Raw genomic sequence first — 17597 nt, forward strand, 5'->3', positions numbered from 1 at the left:
ATACTTCTTTTGTCACTTTATCATACTAAAAAAGTGAAAACAAGCATGTGATACCCTATTACCATTTATTGATGATTATGAATCCCGATGAACGATACAAACTAGTAGTAGGCCCCTAAAAATGGAGGGATTATTTTGTACAAACGATTGGTCTTAGCATTTGTGGCTTTTTGCATGTTGATAAGCCCTTGTCAAACCGTTGCTGCAGAAAAGCTGACAGACGAACAGATTCACACGAAAAGGATGGAGTTATTTCAAAAAAGCGCGGCTCTGACTCATATTCCCTGGTACTATCTTGCTGCTGTCGATCAGTACGAACGCAGTTTACGGTTTGCCCGCAAAGATAGGGAAAAGCCTTCTTCACTTATATCGATCTATATGGAGCCGGAAAAATGGGTCGGCCCTCTTAATCCTGACCGGGAAGATGACAACCCTGAAACGATAGCACTTTTCAACGGGATGGGCCGGGATGGAGACTTCGATGGAAAAGCCAGCCTGAAGAGTGATGAAGATATACTGGCTGCTTTGACAGATTTTATATTACGATACGGTATTGACCGGGATAATTTCAAGCTTGCTCTGTGGGACTATTACAAACGTGATAAAACAGTCAGTATCATCATGGGAAATGCAAAAATCTATAAACAATACGGGACCATCCATTTAAACCAGAAAGCCTTCCCACTTCCCCTCAGATTCAACTACAGTTACCGAAACACTTGGGGTGACGCCCGTGGCTGGGGAGGAAGACGTATTCACGAAGGGACGGACCTCTTTGCTGATTATGGTGTACCTGTAAGAGCGACATCGTATGGAATCATCGAGATGAAAGGATGGAACCGGTATGGAGGCTGGCGAATCGGGATACGTGACATTAATAATACGTATCATTACTTTGCCCACCTTAGCGGTTTCTCTAAAGATCTTCATATAGGTCAAGTGGTGGAACCGGGAATGGTTATTGGCGGTGTCGGGAGCTCTGGATACGGACCCCCAGGGACATCAGGGAAATTCCCTCCCCATCTGCATTACGGAATGTACAAGGATAATGGTTTGACGGAATGGTCATTTGACCCTTACCCTCACTTACGTATGTGGGAACGTCAAGACAGAATCAAAAGCAAAAAACGTTAAAAAAGCAGACAATGGTTAACCCATCGTCTGCTTCATCTTTTCACTCTTTACATCTGTTTTTTGGATTTGGAAACCGCGTTCATGATACTAGCTGCTAATCCACCCCAGATGATGACCATCCCTACAACCATCATTGCAATTGCGCTACCAGTCATGTTAGCTTACCTCCTTATAGCTTTCAGCTTCAGTTTTGGCATGCCAGCGTTTGAATGAGAAGGCTACACCTGCAAGAATTGCGAATCCTGCAACAAACCATCCGCTGTAAAGGATGAAGGCATCTGAGTAACCTCCATAGTTTCCAGTTTCAGTTTCAAATTCTCTTAATAAATTCATTTTGAATAATCCGAACATCATCCATCCAAGAACGATTGGTGTGATGACACCCAAGCATACTTTCCACCAGGCACCAAGCTGAATATCAGAGATTCCATTAGCGTGAGATTGGAATGTACCTAACTTGCGCAGGAACCAGGCAATCACTACTACTTCAACTAACCCCACGAATGCTACACCAAACTGGTTGATAAAGTAATCTGCAGCGTCCAGGAAGAGTAACCCGCCCTGAGTGGCAAATAAGATTGAGATGACCGCAGAAAGTCCTCCGCCGAATAGAACCGCTTTCGTACGGGAAATTCCGAACTTCTCAGAAACCCCTGCTACATAAGTCTCCGTAATCGAGATGAGTGATGACAGCCCGGCTAACACCAGGGAAGCAAAGAACAGGAATCCGAATAATCCGTTAAGTGCCGGGAATTCGTTAATGATTTGCGGGAATACCACAAACGCCAATCCAACTCCACCGCTTACTACTTCCTGCACCCCTACACCTTGAGATTGAGCCATGAAACCTAAAGCAGCAAATACCCCGATACCTGCAAGTAATTCAAACCCTGAGTTACTGAAACCTGTGATGAATGCATTATTTGTAATATCCGATTTCTTCGGAAGGTAACTGGAATACGTAATCATAATCGCAAATGCGATGGATAAACTGAAGAAAATTTGTCCGTATGCCGCTACCCACACACCAGGGTCAGCTATTTTGCTGAAATCCGGTTTGAAGAAAGCATCTAACCCATCCAATGCTCCAGGCAATGTTAAAGCGCGAACAACAATGATTAAGAATAAAATAACTAGTGCCGGAATAAAGATCTTATTCGCTACTTCGATTCCCTTCTTTACACCTTTGAAAAGAATCCCTAATGTAATCACCCATACCAATACAAGTGGAATGAATACTCCGGGAACGATACTTCCTGTCTGACCTGGATCAACCGTAAGCTTCAAATAGTCGTTGAATAAGAATGACTCTGTATCCTTCCCCCAACCTAAATTGAAAGAAAAAACACTGTACGACATCGCCCATGCGATGATGACGGCATAATAGGTAGATATGACAAATGCGATTAATACTTGCCACCAGCCAAGCCACTCAAATTTCCTATTAAGACGGAAATAAGATAGTGGTGCCGACCCACGGTACTTATGACCTAACGTAAATTCAAGCACTAATAATGGAATTCCCGCTGTAAGAAGAGCGAATAAATAAGGAATAAAGAATGCTCCTCCACCATTTTCATACGCTACTGCCGGAAAACGCCAAATGTTTCCCAAACCGATTGCTGACCCGACAGCAGCAAGAATAAATCCTGCTCGTGTTCCAAATTGGGCACGTTTCTCCATGTTGGTCCCCCCTAGTTCTTTTCAACTACCAATTTAAGGTATTTGAAATTTTTATATTTTCAGATTATTTATAATCTAAAGTCAGTATAGCTAGTTCCATGGCAATTGTCAAAGCTATTTTGAAGCTTTTATAGAGATTTTTTAAAATTGGGACAGGTACTATTTCACTATAAGAATTTTGTCGAAACATGAAGGATTAATGATCGGAAAGGTTGAGGTGGGTTTTGGGATACCGTCGCGGGTTTAAAAAAAAGCACGAATGCATAATAAAAAACCAGGAGCCGATGAGCTCCTGGTTTTCATTATATTATTGCTCTGAAACAGCCGGTTTTGCTTTTTCACCAAACAGAAAAGCGAATGCAACGATCAAAATGATCACAACCCCAAGGCCGAATAGTGTGCTTCCAGTGAATCCTAATACAAGATATCCAATTGAAGCAGCAACCGCTCCGATTAAGGCATATGGAAGCTGTGTAAGAACGTGATCGATATGATTGCTTCCTGCCCCTGTAGAGGAAAGGATGGTTGTATCCGAGATTGGAGAACAGTGATCCCCCAATACAGATCCAGCTAATACAGCAGCCATAGCAGGAAGTAAGATACTTACATCTGTTGCTGCTGCAATCTCCCCGGCGATCGGAAGTAAGATCCCGAAAGATCCCCAAGAAGTTCCCGTCGAGAATGCCATGATTCCGGCAACTAAGAATAAAATGACAGGAAGTGCCTGCATCGGCAAGCTTGATTGTTCAACCAGACCCGCAAGATACGTTCCTGTTTGCAATTGATCGATCAATGTGACGATCGTCCAGGCGAAGATAAGGATGTAAACGGCCGGCAGCATGGATTTGATCCCTTCCACTACTGCTACTCCAACTGCTTTACCTTCGATCCCTTTCAAGTTGACTTGACGAATGAAGAAGATCAGTGCAACAAGGAGACCGAATAATCCACCATATAATAATGATTTCGTTACATCTGTATTTTCAAAAATCGGCAGGATGTCAAATGATCCGACTGCTTGATAGCCAGTCCAGAGCATCATTCCAATTGTACCGATAACAAGTGCTACAATCGGCCAGACAAGATCACCAACTGATCCTTTCGAACTGACAGGCAGATCATTTTTTAATTCTCCTGGAATCTCTTTTTCAGGATCATAAAGGGCTCCCGTTTCAAGGGCTCTTACTTCATGCTCTTTCATCTTTCCAAAATCCAGGCCTTTAGCAGCAACCATGATTACTAGCAGAACAGCTGCCCAGACATAAAGGTTCATTGGAATCATTTGAACGAAGGCTGAAAATGCTGTGTACTCTGTGATACTGTGTGTAGCAAGAATCGAACCGATGATACCGATGATGTACGCTCCCCAGCTTGAGATTGGTGAAACGACACAAATGGGTGCCGACGTCGAGTCAATGATATAGGCCAGTTTTGCACGTGAAATTTTGTGGCGATCCGTAATGGGTCTCGAAACCTGTCCAACAGCAAGGGCGTTAAAATAGTCATCAATAAAAATTATGATACCTAAAACGGCTGCAAGAAGTTGTGCACCTTTTCTCGTTTTCACACGTTTCATCGCCCATTCACCGAATGCGCGGCTACCGCCGGAAATATTCACAAATGCAGTGATGACACCAAGAATGAGCAAGAAGAAAATAATATAGACATTCCAGGTGTTGAGAGCTCCATCTGCGACAAAGATGCCTTTAAAGGCGTCCCACATAAAGCTGAATGTTTTCGTAATTGAGAAATCTGCTAACAGAAATGCAGACGCAACGATTCCTACTCCCAGTGAAAGTAGAACCCGTCTCGTAAGTATAACCATAAGAATGGCTAAAAGGGGTGGTAATAGTGAGTAAATCGTGTTTTCCATAGTGTCCTCCTCCTATTTGATAGGGGGGAACCATCGTAGCATGATAGAGGATAATAAAAAAAGGCAACGATAGAGAAGCTATCATTACCTTAGTAAGTAATTTAAGTGCTCCATCACGATCTGTAGCTCCCCATTATAGAGATCCCCCTATAATGACAGTGTTATCCTTCTTCAAGATAACCCCAGCAAATACACATTCGACATGCATAATTACTTCGGCAAAAGTTCCCTTTCATCTGTTCTCACAGTTGTCATTCTCAAACAGCTTACTCTTGAACTCTGCGCCTCTACCCCATCGGACTGATGATGTGGTGTGTTATAAAATTTTCTTTATTAATATAACAAACTATCATTCTTTTGGCAACTTTTTTTCCTGACTAATTTGTGGGAATTTCAATAGAAGGACTGGATCCCTCCCCACCATTGTTATAAAACTGTGGTACATCCAGGTGAACGGTACCCATGGCAACCAGGATATCCTGCTTGATGGTTTCGGTTTTCGTTGCAAATGGAATGATGATCTGGACATTGACTTCAAGCTCGACAAACACTTTTACAACGGCATTATTTATCCCGAATTGCTCTACAGTAGTTTTAATATCAGAACGGACATCTCCGATCGAGTGAAAGCGAATCGGCACTTTCGGACCAAGGTTACCGAGTAACACGTTGTTGGTCGCTTGCCCAAGAGGGACAGAGTAAGTGATGCCCTTCGCTGCTTTTGACTTGCCTTCATCGATTTCCACTTCGGTAATAAATTCAAGGTTTTCTAAATTTCCTTCCTCTGCTTCTTGCAGGTTTTGCTGAACTAAGTTGGTGATTTCTGCCTGAACCCGGTTGATGGTCTGAGTATTATATTTAAATGAAACAATATCACCTTCTGTATTCTTCACTTCTTCCGTTATATCCGAAATATCAAGAACATCGGCAATTTTTTTGTTTATTGCTTTATTGATAACCAACGTACCGATCCTGCTGGTTTGAGTTTCAGCATAAGCAAGCAGTGTCGGTTTCAAACCTTTGTTAATGATCCACAATCCGAATCCAGTCGAAATCATAAAGAATAGAATCGTGATGATCATCACATAACGAAAAGGCAGCGGCCCTCCTCTTCGGGGTTTGTATGTTTTAAACTTTGACAAAAAAATCCCCCCTTACAAGCTATTTGTATGCAAAGTAAGAGGGGTTTAACGCAAAAAATTTATTTAATTTTAAGAGCTTGGGGTTCATAATCCGGATCAAATCCGGTAATCACCTTATCTAATTCCGTACTTAAATCCATGGGATAAGGAGTTTGTATTTCCTGTCCATCTTCTTCTATGATCCGGATCACCGGTCGATCCGTTACACCTTTATTTTGATCGGTCACAATTCCTTTTCGGCCATCATTCAGCTCCACGACCATCCCATTCGGATAAATGGCCACAGAAGACCTGAAGGCTTCAATCACATTTGTATCAAACAGGGTACCGCTTCCTGCATATAATACCTCCAGCGCTTGATGTGGAAGCATGGCTTTCCGGTATACACGATTTGACGTCATGGCGTCGAATACATCGGCCACCGCAATGATTTTTGCAAAGGGGTGGATATCCTCACCTTTGATACCTCGTGGATAACCGGATCCATCAAGCCGCTCATGGTGCTGGTACGCGCAGTGAGCAATGATCAGGGACACAGAATGAAGCTGTCGCAAAATCTCAAAGCCGTGTTCTGAATGCTTTTTGATTTCACAAAATTCGTCTTCTGTCAGCTTTCCTGGCTTCAGGAGAATTTCCTCAGGTACAAGCATCTTACCGATATCATGCAAAATTGCTCCCACGCCTAACTGCTCGAGCTGTTTAGTGGACAGTTTAAGTTCCAGACCTATGGATAACGTATACAAAGTCACATTGAATGAATGATGAAAAATATAGGAGTCATATGTGAAAACATCCGTCAAAATGGTTAGGAGATCATGATTCGCCTTCACTTCTGACAAGACTACATCAATCACCTGCTTCAATTGCCTGGCACTATCTTCAATCATGAGCACACCAGGTGGCGCCTTCGATACGCTTAGTTGATTAAACGCCATCTCTATATTGTTTACAGCTTGTTGTCTCACCTTACTCGAAACAGTTCCCTTTACATGGATTCCCTTCGAAAGGGAGTCTTCAATATAGACATACTGAATACTAAGCTCCTGCAACCTGAAAATCATGCGTTCTGTAATCGGAACGTTATCATGAATTAAAGCTTGACCTCTCATATTATATACGGTTGTAGCTAGAACCATGCCCGGTTTCAAAGCCCTAGTTGATATAAGCCTCATAGAATTCTCCTATGTAATTCTTTCATTTTTCGACAAAATTTCCTAGTATCTCCATTATAAAGGATAAAAACGTTCTTGCAAGGTGTATTTCCTGATATATTGTTAATTATTCATGAAAGAATATAGAGCGAAGGGTGATATTCACTCAACAAAAAACCAGCGCTCTCTAAAAAGCAACTGGTCCAATTTATACTCATATCATTTTCAACAATGCATCCCGGCCGATCATGCCCGGTGTGATGCCGCGATTTTCTGCCTCATAGGTGATGGATTCCAGAGGGGCGTCCAGGAGCTGATCGATTGTTTTTACACCGACGGCTCTGCCTGCAATGATTCCTCTGTCTTTCAACTTCTCATTTAGTAACGCTACGTCCAGTGCTCCACACATTATATATCCTATATCACTCGTCACAACGAGGAGATTGGTTTTGGGCAGTTCAACAGAAATCGCTAAAAAAGTATGTCCCTGAATGGTAATCGGAGATACATTCATCATGTGTCATCGCTCCTTTCCCTCATATGTATGATGTGAGGATGGAAACGGTGATACATTTACTGCTTTAATTTCCACTGAAGGATATCCCGTAAAAACTCAGGCATAAAGTATTTTTTCTCCAGCCTTTGAAGGTCTGGAAAGAAGTGGCCAAACGTGAACATATCCGGTAAGGCAAGCTTGTATATCTTCTCTGGATCAATCGGCTTTTCAGCGATTAAGATTTCAGGGCCATTGACTTGAATATTCGTATATACAAACCGTCCCATCACCTTTCCTCTGAACCCCAATCCTTTTACTTGAAGGTGCGGCCATTCCTCATTAAATGTTTGTTTAATTATTTCCTTCAGCTCTGCCCCCTTCATTTCGATTAGACATGGATTGATGGGATGGGGCAGGATACGGTGCAGATCCTGTTTCGTCACTGCCCCCTCATTCAGTCCATCAATGAGTAAGCCTGAATTGAGAAAGGCACAATCAGCCTCGCACCATTCAGCTAGAGCATCACATAACACATCCGGAAGTGGGGAAGGATTAAACCAATCCACTGCCAGGGGTTCGGCGAGATCGGTTACTTTTTCTCCTAACAAAGCCTCCCCCTTTTGATACCACTCGAGATTTTCCTGCTCTTCCTTTTCGACAGGGGGAAGCTCCTGCTGTTCATAAAGCTGTGCTTTTTTGCCGACAATCTTTTTATTGGTTGCGTCAACCTCTATCATCATATGACCGACATAATGACCATATTTTCCAGCTGCGCCAAGCATCGTCCCCTTAATTTCTTTTCCTTGATGCAACACATGATGGGTATGGGCTCCAAGGATAACATCAATGTCAGGAAATCGGGCTGCAATCAACTCATCATCCCGAATCCCCAGGTGGGAAAGAAGAATCACCATATCTACCTGGGGGTGAAGCTCTTGAACCAATTTTTCAAGCTCATCCATCGGAGATGTAATATTCCAGCCGAGGGCTTTATAAAAAGGTTTGAAATAAGCTGTCAATCCGATGACGCCAATATTCATTCCACTACTCGTTTGATAAATATGATGGGTTTTGACCCAGCTTGGAGGCTGCGACGACTGGTCTAATAGATTGCCTACTATCACGTGAAAATTTGCATTTTCATACAGGCTGTTTAAATCTTCATAATCCAGTGTAATTCCTTCATTGTTCCCAATCGTTACAGCATCAAAGCCGACTTCGTTAAGGAAATCTACGTTTCCTTTTCCTAAAGTCGCTTCACTCAATGGATGCCAGCGGTCTACATGATCACCGATATCAAATAGATAAACTGGTTCCCCTTCATCCAGATGCCATTGTTTTCTCATCTTCAAAAAATCCCTAATCCTTGACCAATGCTCAAAATGGCTGTGAAGGTCGTTTGTGTGATAAATATGAATGGTTTCTCTCACTATTTGCTCACTCCTATTGGAGGTATGTTATCCTGAAATACCTTGGTAAATCAATCTAATTCCAATTAATATTAATATAATCCGTAAAACACTCACTAAGACTTTTGATTCAAGCTTCGTATTCAAATAGGCCCCAAACTTCGCCCCTATCCAGGCGCCTGGAATGAGTGCAAGTGCATACAACCACTTTACATTGCCAAACATGACATGCGTTCCCGAGCTGACTAATGCCGATAGGAAAATCATGAACATGGATGTGGCGACGGCTACATGAGGCGGAAAAAGAAAAATCAAGATCATCGCAGGTACCATTAATGATCCACCACCTATTCCAAATAAACCAGATGTAAATCCAACTGCAAAGGCAATAGCCGCTCCTAATACAGGAGGATATCCATATCGGAAGGTGTTTCCGCCCGGATCGGTAAATTCCCGTTGAAAAGATGCATCCTTGAATTTCTCAATAGGCTTTAACTTGTTTCTTATCATGAGTACAATGGCAATCAGAATCATAAAAATACCAAAATATAAATTAAAGCTTTCCATGTTCAATCCCTTGTTTACCCATGCACCAAGTATTGAACCTGGCCCGCTTCCGGCAAAGAAGATCAGGCCGCTTTTATAATCGACGGTCTTATGCTTTAAATAAGCCAGGGTGGATGATAACCCTGTGAAAATCATAATGACCAATGATGTTCCTACTGCTGTCTGAGGATTCATTCCCTCAATCAAGCTTGTATATGCACCGAAATAGATTAGGGCAGGAACAATGATGACTCCTCCGCCCAGTCCTACAAGGGAACCTATCGCTCCTGCTAAAAGTCCGATCGATAGAAGAACGATCCATTCCATCTGTCTTTCATCTCCTGTCAGCTAAAATAAATCCAGTTGCTTTGGTGCAAGTCCTCCATATTCAAGGTCTAATAATTCAATGAGATCTTTCGCGTTGTCAGCGGCATCTCCACCCGAATTATTATTGAAAAGAATATATAGATCTTCAGTGGTTTCGTGCAACTGATGAATATGTGGAATCCATTCCTCCAGTTCAGCACGATTATAGCGATATAAATAACGAACCTCCCGCCAGTCTTCCCCATTCGGTTTATTCCAGCCGTAAAGATTCCTGCCGTGAAAACGAATCAGAGTGGCATCTTTATGTGTGGTTTCCAATACCCTTGGTACAGATCCCTCCCCTGCTTGCGGCTCATCGCAAATGCTATGGATCCATCCTTCCTTTTTCATAAACGTTAACGTCTTATCCCGGAACTCCGGTCTGAACCAACTTTGATTACGAAACTCCAACGACAGTGGAAATCCCTTTAGCTGCTCCCGGCAGTACCGGATATAATCAACATGCTCCTTTTTACAATCGTACCAAGGGGGAAATTGAAGCAGAACCATGGCTAATTTACCTGCCTCTACGTAAGGGGCAAGTGATTCCTTAAAGGCAGTGAACATCTCTTCCTTCGTTTCAAAAGGGATCTCTCCCCGCTGATGTCCCGTCATTCCTTGATAAGCCTTAACAATAAACTTAAAGTCCTCGGGTGTTTCCTTCACCCATTTTTCAGCATTCCGAAGAGGCTGGACAGCATAGAAAGTTGTGTCCACCTCTACGATGGGAAAATGTGCACCGTATTCTTTTAGTTTGTCTCTCTGGGAAACATTTTCATAAAGGGTATCATGATCTCCCCAGCCTGTTACTCCTATGTATATCATCTTCCATCACCTGCTTTATTATGAACATGTCCATTTTATCATAAGGGAAATGGAAATTCTTATGTTTGGATTGATTGAGGATGGATAGTGGTGATTTATTGAAAACAGAAAAACTCCCCTGATGAAACATCAAGGGAGTTTGAGTGATATATTAACCGATTGAACCTTCCATTTCGAACTTGATCAGACGGTTCATTTCGACTGCGTATTCCATTGGAAGTTCTTTCGTGAATGGCTCGATGAAGCCCATTACGATCATTTCTGTTGCTTCTTCCTCTGAAATACCACGGCTCATAAGATAGAATAATTGTTCTTCGGAAACTTTTGATACCTTCGCTTCGTGTTCTAACGAGATGTTATCGTTTAGAATTTCGTTGTAAGGGATCGTATCGGAAGTTGATTGGTTATCCATGATCAGCGTATCACACTCAATGTTTGAACGTGCGCCTTCCGCTTTACGGCCAAAGTGTACAATTCCACGGTACGTTACTTTACCACCATGCTTGGAGATGGATTTAGAAACGATTGTAGAAGATGTATTTGGTGCCAGGTGAATCATTTTCGCTCCGGCATCCTGGTGCTGACCTTTACCTGCAAGTGCGATGGATAGTGTCATACCACGTGCGCCTTCACCTTTAAGGATAACCGCAGGGTATTTCATCGTTAATTTAGAACCGATGTTTCCATCTACCCATTCCATCGTTGCGTTTGCTTCACATACAGCACGTTTCGTAACGAGGTTGAACACGTTGTTCGCCCAGTTTTGAATCGTCGTATAACGGCAGTACGCATCTTTCTTGATGATGATTTCAACGACTGCAGAGTGAAGTGAATTCGTTGTGTAAACCGGTGCTGTACAACCCTCAACATAGTGGACACTTGCGCCTTCATCCACGATGATCAGCGTACGCTCGAATTGACCCATGTTCTCTGAGTTGATACGGAAATAAGCTTGAAGTGGTGTATCCACCTTTATTCCTTTAGGGACATAGATGAAAGACCCACCTGACCATACCGCTGAGTTAAGGGCAGCGAACTTGTTATCCGTCGGAGGAATAACCTTTGCCCAGTGCTCACGGAAAAGTTCTTCATTTTCTTTTAAAGCAGAATCTGTGTCTTTGAATACAATTCCCATGTCTTCAAGATCCGATTGCATGTTGTGGTATACAACTTCTGACTCATACTGAGCAGAAACCCCTGCAAGATACTTTTGCTCTGCTTCCGGAATACCTAATTTATCAAACGTTTGCTTGATTTCTTCAGGTACTTCATCCCAGCTGCGCTCTGACTTTTCAGAAGGCTTCACATAGTAAGTGATCTCATCAAAGTTCAGTTCCTGCATGTCTCCGCCCCATTGTGGCATAGACATATTATAAAAATGTTCAAGTGACTTCAAACGGAAATCAAGCATCCATTGAGGTTCTTCTTTCATGCGGGAGATTTCTTCTACGATTTCGCGCGTCAAACCACGTTTCGAACGGAAAATCGAGACGTCTTTGTCGCTGAATCCATATTTATAATCCCCAATCTCAGGCGCTTTCTTAGCCATGTTGATTCCTCCATTCTTTGGTAGTGCCGAAGGAGAGCATCATTCCTGCTCTTCCTCTGACACTCCTTTTTCCATCGCTTTCCATGCCAATGTCGCACATTTGATACGGGCAGGAAATTTAGCGACTCCTTGTAATGCTTCAATATCTCCTAAATCCACATCGTCGTCATAGTCATTGCCTTGCATCATATCAGAGAAGATCTTGGAAAGCTTCAAAGCTTTCTCAATCTCTTTCCCTTTAACCGCCTGGGTCATCATTGAAGCAGAAGCCATGGAGATCGAACACCCTTCCCCATCGAACTTCGCATCTTGAACGATACCATCTGCAACCTTTAAAGTCAGGTGTATGCGATCTCCACAAGTAGGGTTATTCATATCGATGGTAAAGCTTCCATCCTCTAAAGAACCTTTATTTCGTGGATTCTTATAATGATCCATGATGACTTGTCGATATAACTGATCTAAATTATTAAAAGACATCGCTGAAAAACTCCTTTGTCTTCAATAGGCCTGCAACAAGTTTATCAATATCTTCTTCCGTATTATAGAGGTAGAAGCTGGCACGTGCTGTTGCGGATACGTTCAACCACTTCATAAGAGGTTGCGCACAGTGATGACCCGCGCGAACTGCAATCCCTTCAGCATCAAGTACGGTTGCCACATCATGCGGATGAACATCATCAATGTTAAATGTAACAAGGCCGGCCCGCTTTCCGGGATCACTTGGTCCGAAAATTTTCATGCCTTCGACTTCATTCATTTTCTCCAATGCATAAGCCGCCAGCTTATGTTCATGTTCTTCAATGTTATGAAGTCCTACTTCTTCAAGGAAATCAATCGCCGCTCCAAGGCCAATGGCACCTGCAATGATCGGTGTACCACCTTCAAACTTCCACGGTAGCTCTTTCCAAGTGGATTCCTGAAGCCCGACAAAGTCGATCATTTCTCCACCGAATTCTACCGGTTCCATTTTGTTCAGGTGTTTTTTCTTACCGTAAAGTACTCCGATACCTGTAGGACCTACCATTTTATGACCTGAAAAGGCAAAAAAATCACAGTCAAGATCTTGTACGTCGACTTTCATATGTGGAGCGGCCTGTGCTCCGTCAACGACCATGACTGCTCCATTTTCATGCGCAATCCTGGTGATTTCTTTGATTGGATTCATTGTGCCAAGCACGTTTGAAACCATCATGATCGATACAATCTTCGTTTGAGATGACACGGTAGCTCTGACATCTTCAATCGCTATTGTCCCATCCTCTTGAAGGGGAACATATTTTAACGCGGCTCCGGTTTCTTTGGCTAATTGCTGCCATGGTATGATATTACTGTGATGCTCCATGTGAGTGATCACAATTTCGTCACCCTCGGACAGATTGGCACGACCGTAGCTTGCTGCAACTGTATTGATTGCTGTTGTCGTTCCACGGGTAAAGATCACTTCTTGAGCGGACGAAGCATTAATGAAATTACGGACCTTTTCACGGGCACCTTCATATCCATCTGTCGCTCTCGTCCCAAGAGTATGAACACCCCGGTGAACATTAGAGTTATATCCACGATAATAGTCATTCATCGCTTCGATAACGGAAACCGGTTTTTGCGATGTTGCGGCGCTGTCAAGATAAACAAGTGGATGGCCATTTACTTCCTGGTCGAGAATCGGAAATTGTTTACGAATCTCTTTTACATCCATTAGTTTACTTTCCTTTCGATAACCTCAACAAGTTGTTTCTTTACTCCTTCAATAGGCAATTGTTTTACCACAGGAGCCAAGAAACCATGAATAACCAGACGTTCCGCTTCATGTTGCGGAATTCCACGACTCATCAGGTAGTATAGTTGCAGAGGATCCACTCGACCTACAGACGCAGCATGTCCTGCCGTTACGTCATCTTCATCGATAAGAAGAATCGGATTAGCATCCCCACGAGCTTTTTCACTCAGCATCAATACGCGAGATTCCTGCTCTGCATTCGACTTAGACGCACCGTGTTCAATTTTACCGATACCATTGAAGATGGAAGATGCTTCGTCTTTCATGACTCCATGCTTAAGGATGTATCCTTCAGAGTTTTTACCGAAGTGGACAACCTTCGTCGTGAAGTTTTGTTTCTGCTTTCCGCGTCCAACGACAACGGTTTTTGTATCACCATAAGAGCCATCACCGATTAGATTCGTCACGTTTTCTGAAACGGTGTCTCCATCATTCATCAATCCAAGAGCCCATTCAATGCGAGCATCTCTTTGTGCGATTCCACGACGGTTAACATACGTTGTTAATCCGCCAGCTAAATTATCTACAGCACCGTATTCCACTTTAGCATTATTGTTTGCCAAAACTTCCGTAACGATGTTATATACACCGTCTTCAACATTTGTTGTAGAAATGTAGTTTTCGACATACGTTACAGAGCTATTGTCTTCAGCCACTACTAATACGTGGTTGAACATCGCCACTTCAGCATTGTCATGAACGTAAACAGCTTGAATCGGTTGAGTCAATTCCACATTTTTCGGAATGTATAGGAACACTCCCCCATTCATCAATGCTGCATGAAGGGCTGTAAGCTTATGCTCATCTGTTTTCACACCTTCAGTCATGAAGTACTTCTGTACAAGCTCACTGTGGTCTATTACAGCTGTAAAAATATCCGTAAAAATAACACCATTGTCTTTTAATTCGTTTGAAAGAGAAAGAAAAGCAGGTGTATTATTTCGTTGTATATAAAGACTTTGGTCACTGCTTTCTAAATCAACTAATTCTTTTGCTTCATCCGGCAGCTCACTCAATGATGAGAACGTATCACTTTCCACTGTATGCTTCTGGAATTGAGTAAAATTCCAATTAGTGATTTTCGTTTTATCAGCAACTGGAAGGCTTAGATCCTTTACTTTATCAAAGGCATCTGTACGAAGGTTTGTTAACCATTCTGGCTCTCCGAGTTGTTTTGAGTAGGAGCTGACATAGTCCTGATCTACTGGTAGTTTCGTTTCTACAGTCATTTTCATCCCCCTAACACTTACGCTTCTTGGCCAACAGTTTCGTCTTTGATTCCTAACTCTTCTTTAATCCAGTCGTATCCTTCTGCTTCAAGGCGTTGTGCTAATTCTTCCCCGCCTGATTTCACAATGCGCCCTTGCATCATAACGTGAACATGATCAGGAGTGATGTAATTAAGAAGACGCTGATAGTGAGTGATGATCAAGCAGCCGAAATCCTCACCGCGCATTTTATTGATTCCTTTTGATACAACTTTAAGGGCATCGATATCAAGACCAGAGTCAATCTCGTCAAGGATGGCAATCTTAGGTTGTAACATCATTAATTGAAGGATTTCATTACGCTTCTTCTCTCCACCAGAGAACCCTTCGTTTAAGTAACGCTGTGCCATATCCGGATCCATTTCCAGGTATTCCATTTCAGAATCCATTTTGCGGATGAATTTCATAAGAGAAATCTCTTCGCCTTCTTCACGACGGCTGTTGATTGCTGAACGTAAGAAGTCCGCATTCGTTACACCGTTGATTTCACTTGGATACTGCATTGCAAGAAATAGACCTACGCGAGCGCGCTCATCCACTTCCATTTCAAGTACATCTTCACCATCGAAGTGAATGCTTCCTTTTGTCACTTCATACTTTGGATGACCCATGATTGCAGAAGATAAAGTGGATTTACCTGTACCATTTGGTCCCATTACTGCGTGGATTTCTCCACCTTTAATTTCAAGGTTAACCCCTTTCAGGATTTCCTTTCCTTCAATCTCAACATGAAGATCTTTAATTGTTAAAGTAGAACCTGCCATGTGTATTTACCTCCGTGACTTTATAATGAATTTAAGAATTAAATTCTTTAATCATTCTCAATTTATTCTCATTCTAATCTTATAACAAATAAAAGCTATAATCAACTTTTTCAACTATACAGATAGTGTAAACTTGACAAGATAATCCTTTTCTATTGTTAACTTAAAATTAAGGAAAAATGTAGGATTTCTTGTCCGGTTTCCTGTCATGATGAACATACCGCCACTGAAATAAATTAAAGCCTATGAGACCGTCCGCTTTGTTCTTCGGTTATTAAGGCTTGCCGCTAATTGCATAACAATAAAAAAACCAGTGCATCGTCTACACTGGTTTCCTTTTTTCTTCCTTATTATATATTAGAATGCACCTTACGATCAAGTGCCGCAATCATTCTTCTGCTTTCCTTATATTCCTGCTCTCTTCTTTTCTCTACTTGCATTCTGACATCATGCTTTCGTTTGTACACCTCATAACCAATCCCATGGGCTCCATGCATTGCCTTTTCCATTTCACTTGTGTACGAGATACTCTCAAGAGAGTCGATAATGAATCATTCCTTTCGGGTTTTTAATTACTTTACAACTATACTACCCCCTCGTTCACAAGACAAAACCAATATAGGGTCATTTTTTCTTAAATTCAACCTTTACATCCTAACCTAAAGGGGTTACCTTTAAGTTTTCACAAAATTCCGCCATTATACTGCCAATTAATAGCTTTTTTAATATATATTCATTTTATTGAATAAGTATTTAATGCTTGGTGATCACTTCTATTGAAGAGACGGTAGCAGAAAAACACGGACCGTTCCTTTTCGCTCCAGGCACTTTCTTTCCGCGGGGAGGAAGTCGAGCCTCCTCGGGCTTTGCCCTGCGGGGTCTCGACCTTTCCTCTATTTCCCGCAGGAGTAAAGTGCCTTCCGCTACAATCCACTCAGTGCTATTACTTTATGACTGCATTAGTAGTCAGGGAATTTCTTAATAGTGAGGGAACTGCCTAGACTCTTGCAGAACTACGTGTATGCCAAGAATGCGTTCCATATAGGTTGAGTAGGCTTGCCAAACGCTTGATGCTGCAAGCAAAGTAGTTCCCCTCATCATCCATCCAACACACACAAATTGACAAAGCCCAGGCAGATTTTATGTAATTGAGTAAAAAGCCTTGTTCAAACACTAAATTCAACAAAAAAATCAAGGAGAATTTCTCCCCCTCGATTTCATCCTTCACTTATTGTTTTAACTGATTTAAATCCTGAATGGATTGCTGGATTAATGTGACGGCCTGACTCATGACCGCTCCGCCTCCAAATGCAGCCGTTACTCCGATTGCTTCAAGGATTTCTTCTTCTGTACACCCTTGATCAAGGCAACCTTTGGTGTGGTAGATGATGCAATATTCATCCTGGGAATAGAGGCTGATTCCTAACGCGATCAATTGCTTTTCTTTTTTAGAAAGAACTCCTTCTCTAAAGCAGTGCTCAGTGAACGTATTATACTGTTCAGCCAGCTCAGGCATTTTTTCCGTGAAGATCCCAAGTCCCATTTTATAATCATGAAGGGCAGCTTCTGTTGTATTTCTTGGTTCCATCTGCATTTCATTCAGCTCCATTT

17 protein-coding genes and 1 riboswitch are annotated in these 17597 nt (G+C 42.2%); of the genes, 1 reads left to right on the plus strand and 16 read right to left on the minus strand.

From position 1 onward, the window contains the following. Nucleotides 1–174: 174 nt before the first annotated feature. Nucleotides 175–1134: a M23 family metallopeptidase gene (locus tag ACQKFO_RS12580; protein WP_427599506.1), complete on the plus strand. Its 960-nt coding sequence runs from the start codon at nucleotides 175–177 to the stop codon at nucleotides 1132–1134. A gap of 47 nt (nucleotides 1135–1181) precedes the next feature. Here the strand turns inward: ACQKFO_RS12580 and ACQKFO_RS12585 are convergent, their stop codons facing one another. From ACQKFO_RS12585 to ACQKFO_RS12660, 16 genes are all read right to left on the minus strand, one after another. Then, nucleotides 1182–1289 (minus strand): methionine/alanine import family NSS transporter small subunit, encoded by a 108-nt coding sequence (locus ACQKFO_RS12585; protein ID WP_148970787.1) that lies wholly within the window; start codon nucleotides 1287–1289, stop codon nucleotides 1182–1184. A 1-nt stretch (nucleotide 1290) separates the two neighbouring features. Then, nucleotides 1291–2817 carry a sodium-dependent transporter gene (locus tag ACQKFO_RS12590; RefSeq protein ID WP_148970788.1) on the minus strand — a complete coding sequence of 509 codons (1527 nt, stop codon included), beginning with the start codon at nucleotides 2815–2817 and terminating at the stop codon, nucleotides 1291–1293. A 307-nt stretch (nucleotides 2818–3124) separates the two neighbouring features. Next, nucleotides 3125–4690 carry a Na+/H+ antiporter NhaC family protein gene (locus ACQKFO_RS12595; protein ID WP_427599043.1) on the minus strand — a complete coding sequence of 522 codons (1566 nt, stop codon included), beginning with the start codon at nucleotides 4688–4690 and terminating at the stop codon, nucleotides 3125–3127. A 115-nt stretch (nucleotides 4691–4805) separates the two neighbouring features. After that, a riboswitch (Lysine riboswitch) is annotated at nucleotides 4806–4988 on the minus strand. A gap of 79 nt (nucleotides 4989–5067) precedes the next feature. Then, the gene (yunB, locus tag ACQKFO_RS12600) at nucleotides 5068–5832 is read right to left on the minus strand and encodes a sporulation protein YunB (RefSeq protein ID WP_427599045.1); all 765 of its coding nucleotides are present in this window, start codon (nucleotides 5830–5832) and stop codon (nucleotides 5068–5070) included. A 59-nt stretch (nucleotides 5833–5891) separates the two neighbouring features. Then, a complete protein-coding gene (locus ACQKFO_RS12605; protein WP_427599047.1) occupies nucleotides 5892–7004 on the minus strand; it encodes an HD-GYP domain-containing protein in 1113 nt (370 codons plus the stop codon). Between the two features lie 193 nt (nucleotides 7005–7197). Next, complete coding sequence (locus ACQKFO_RS12610) at nucleotides 7198–7500, minus strand: YunC family protein (protein WP_397552883.1); 303 nt, start codon at nucleotides 7498–7500, stop codon at nucleotides 7198–7200. A 56-nt stretch (nucleotides 7501–7556) separates the two neighbouring features. Further along, the gene (locus ACQKFO_RS12615) at nucleotides 7557–8909 is read right to left on the minus strand and encodes a bifunctional metallophosphatase/5'-nucleotidase (RefSeq protein ID WP_427599049.1); all 1353 of its coding nucleotides are present in this window, start codon (nucleotides 8907–8909) and stop codon (nucleotides 7557–7559) included. A 27-nt stretch (nucleotides 8910–8936) separates the two neighbouring features. Beyond that, nucleotides 8937–9761, minus strand: a complete 825-nt coding sequence (locus tag ACQKFO_RS12620) for a sulfite exporter TauE/SafE family protein (RefSeq protein ID WP_427599051.1) — start codon at nucleotides 9759–9761, stop codon at nucleotides 8937–8939. A gap of 21 nt (nucleotides 9762–9782) precedes the next feature. After that, entirely contained in the window at nucleotides 9783–10625 is an 843-nt protein-coding gene (locus ACQKFO_RS12625; protein ID WP_427599053.1) for a DUF72 domain-containing protein, read from the minus strand. 151 nt (nucleotides 10626–10776) lie between these two features. Further along, a complete protein-coding gene (gene sufB, locus ACQKFO_RS12630) occupies nucleotides 10777–12174 on the minus strand; it encodes a Fe-S cluster assembly protein SufB (protein WP_148970815.1) in 1398 nt (465 codons plus the stop codon). A gap of 39 nt (nucleotides 12175–12213) precedes the next feature. Next, nucleotides 12214–12654, minus strand: coding sequence for a Fe-S cluster assembly sulfur transfer protein SufU (gene sufU / locus ACQKFO_RS12635; RefSeq protein WP_148970816.1), 441 nt, complete (start codon nucleotides 12652–12654; stop codon nucleotides 12214–12216). Further along, entirely contained in the window at nucleotides 12644–13873 is a 1230-nt protein-coding gene (locus tag ACQKFO_RS12640) for a cysteine desulfurase (RefSeq protein ID WP_427599055.1), read from the minus strand. The genes sufU and ACQKFO_RS12640 overlap by 11 nt, the downstream gene beginning before the upstream one ends. Beyond that, on the minus strand, nucleotides 13873–15183 hold the full coding sequence (gene sufD / locus ACQKFO_RS12645; RefSeq protein WP_427599057.1) for a Fe-S cluster assembly protein SufD: 1311 nt from the start codon (nucleotides 15181–15183) through the stop codon (nucleotides 13873–13875). The genes ACQKFO_RS12640 and sufD overlap by 1 nt, the downstream gene beginning before the upstream one ends. A gap of 17 nt (nucleotides 15184–15200) precedes the next feature. Next, nucleotides 15201–15986, minus strand: coding sequence for a Fe-S cluster assembly ATPase SufC (gene sufC, locus ACQKFO_RS12650; RefSeq protein WP_044338171.1), 786 nt, complete (start codon nucleotides 15984–15986; stop codon nucleotides 15201–15203). A 350-nt stretch (nucleotides 15987–16336) separates the two neighbouring features. Beyond that, nucleotides 16337–16495, minus strand: coding sequence for a hypothetical protein (locus tag ACQKFO_RS12655; protein WP_427599059.1), 159 nt, complete (start codon nucleotides 16493–16495; stop codon nucleotides 16337–16339). Nucleotides 16496–17214: 719 nt separating this feature from the next. Beyond that, nucleotides 17215–17580: a carboxymuconolactone decarboxylase family protein gene (locus ACQKFO_RS12660; RefSeq protein ID WP_427599061.1), complete on the minus strand. Its 366-nt coding sequence runs from the start codon at nucleotides 17578–17580 to the stop codon at nucleotides 17215–17217. Between the last annotated feature and the right edge of the window lie 17 nt (nucleotides 17581–17597).

The sequence above is a fragment of the Rossellomorea sp. NPDC071047 genome, from assembly GCF_050270195.1.
Classification (GTDB): Bacteria; Bacillota; Bacilli; order Bacillales; family Bacillaceae_B; genus Rossellomorea.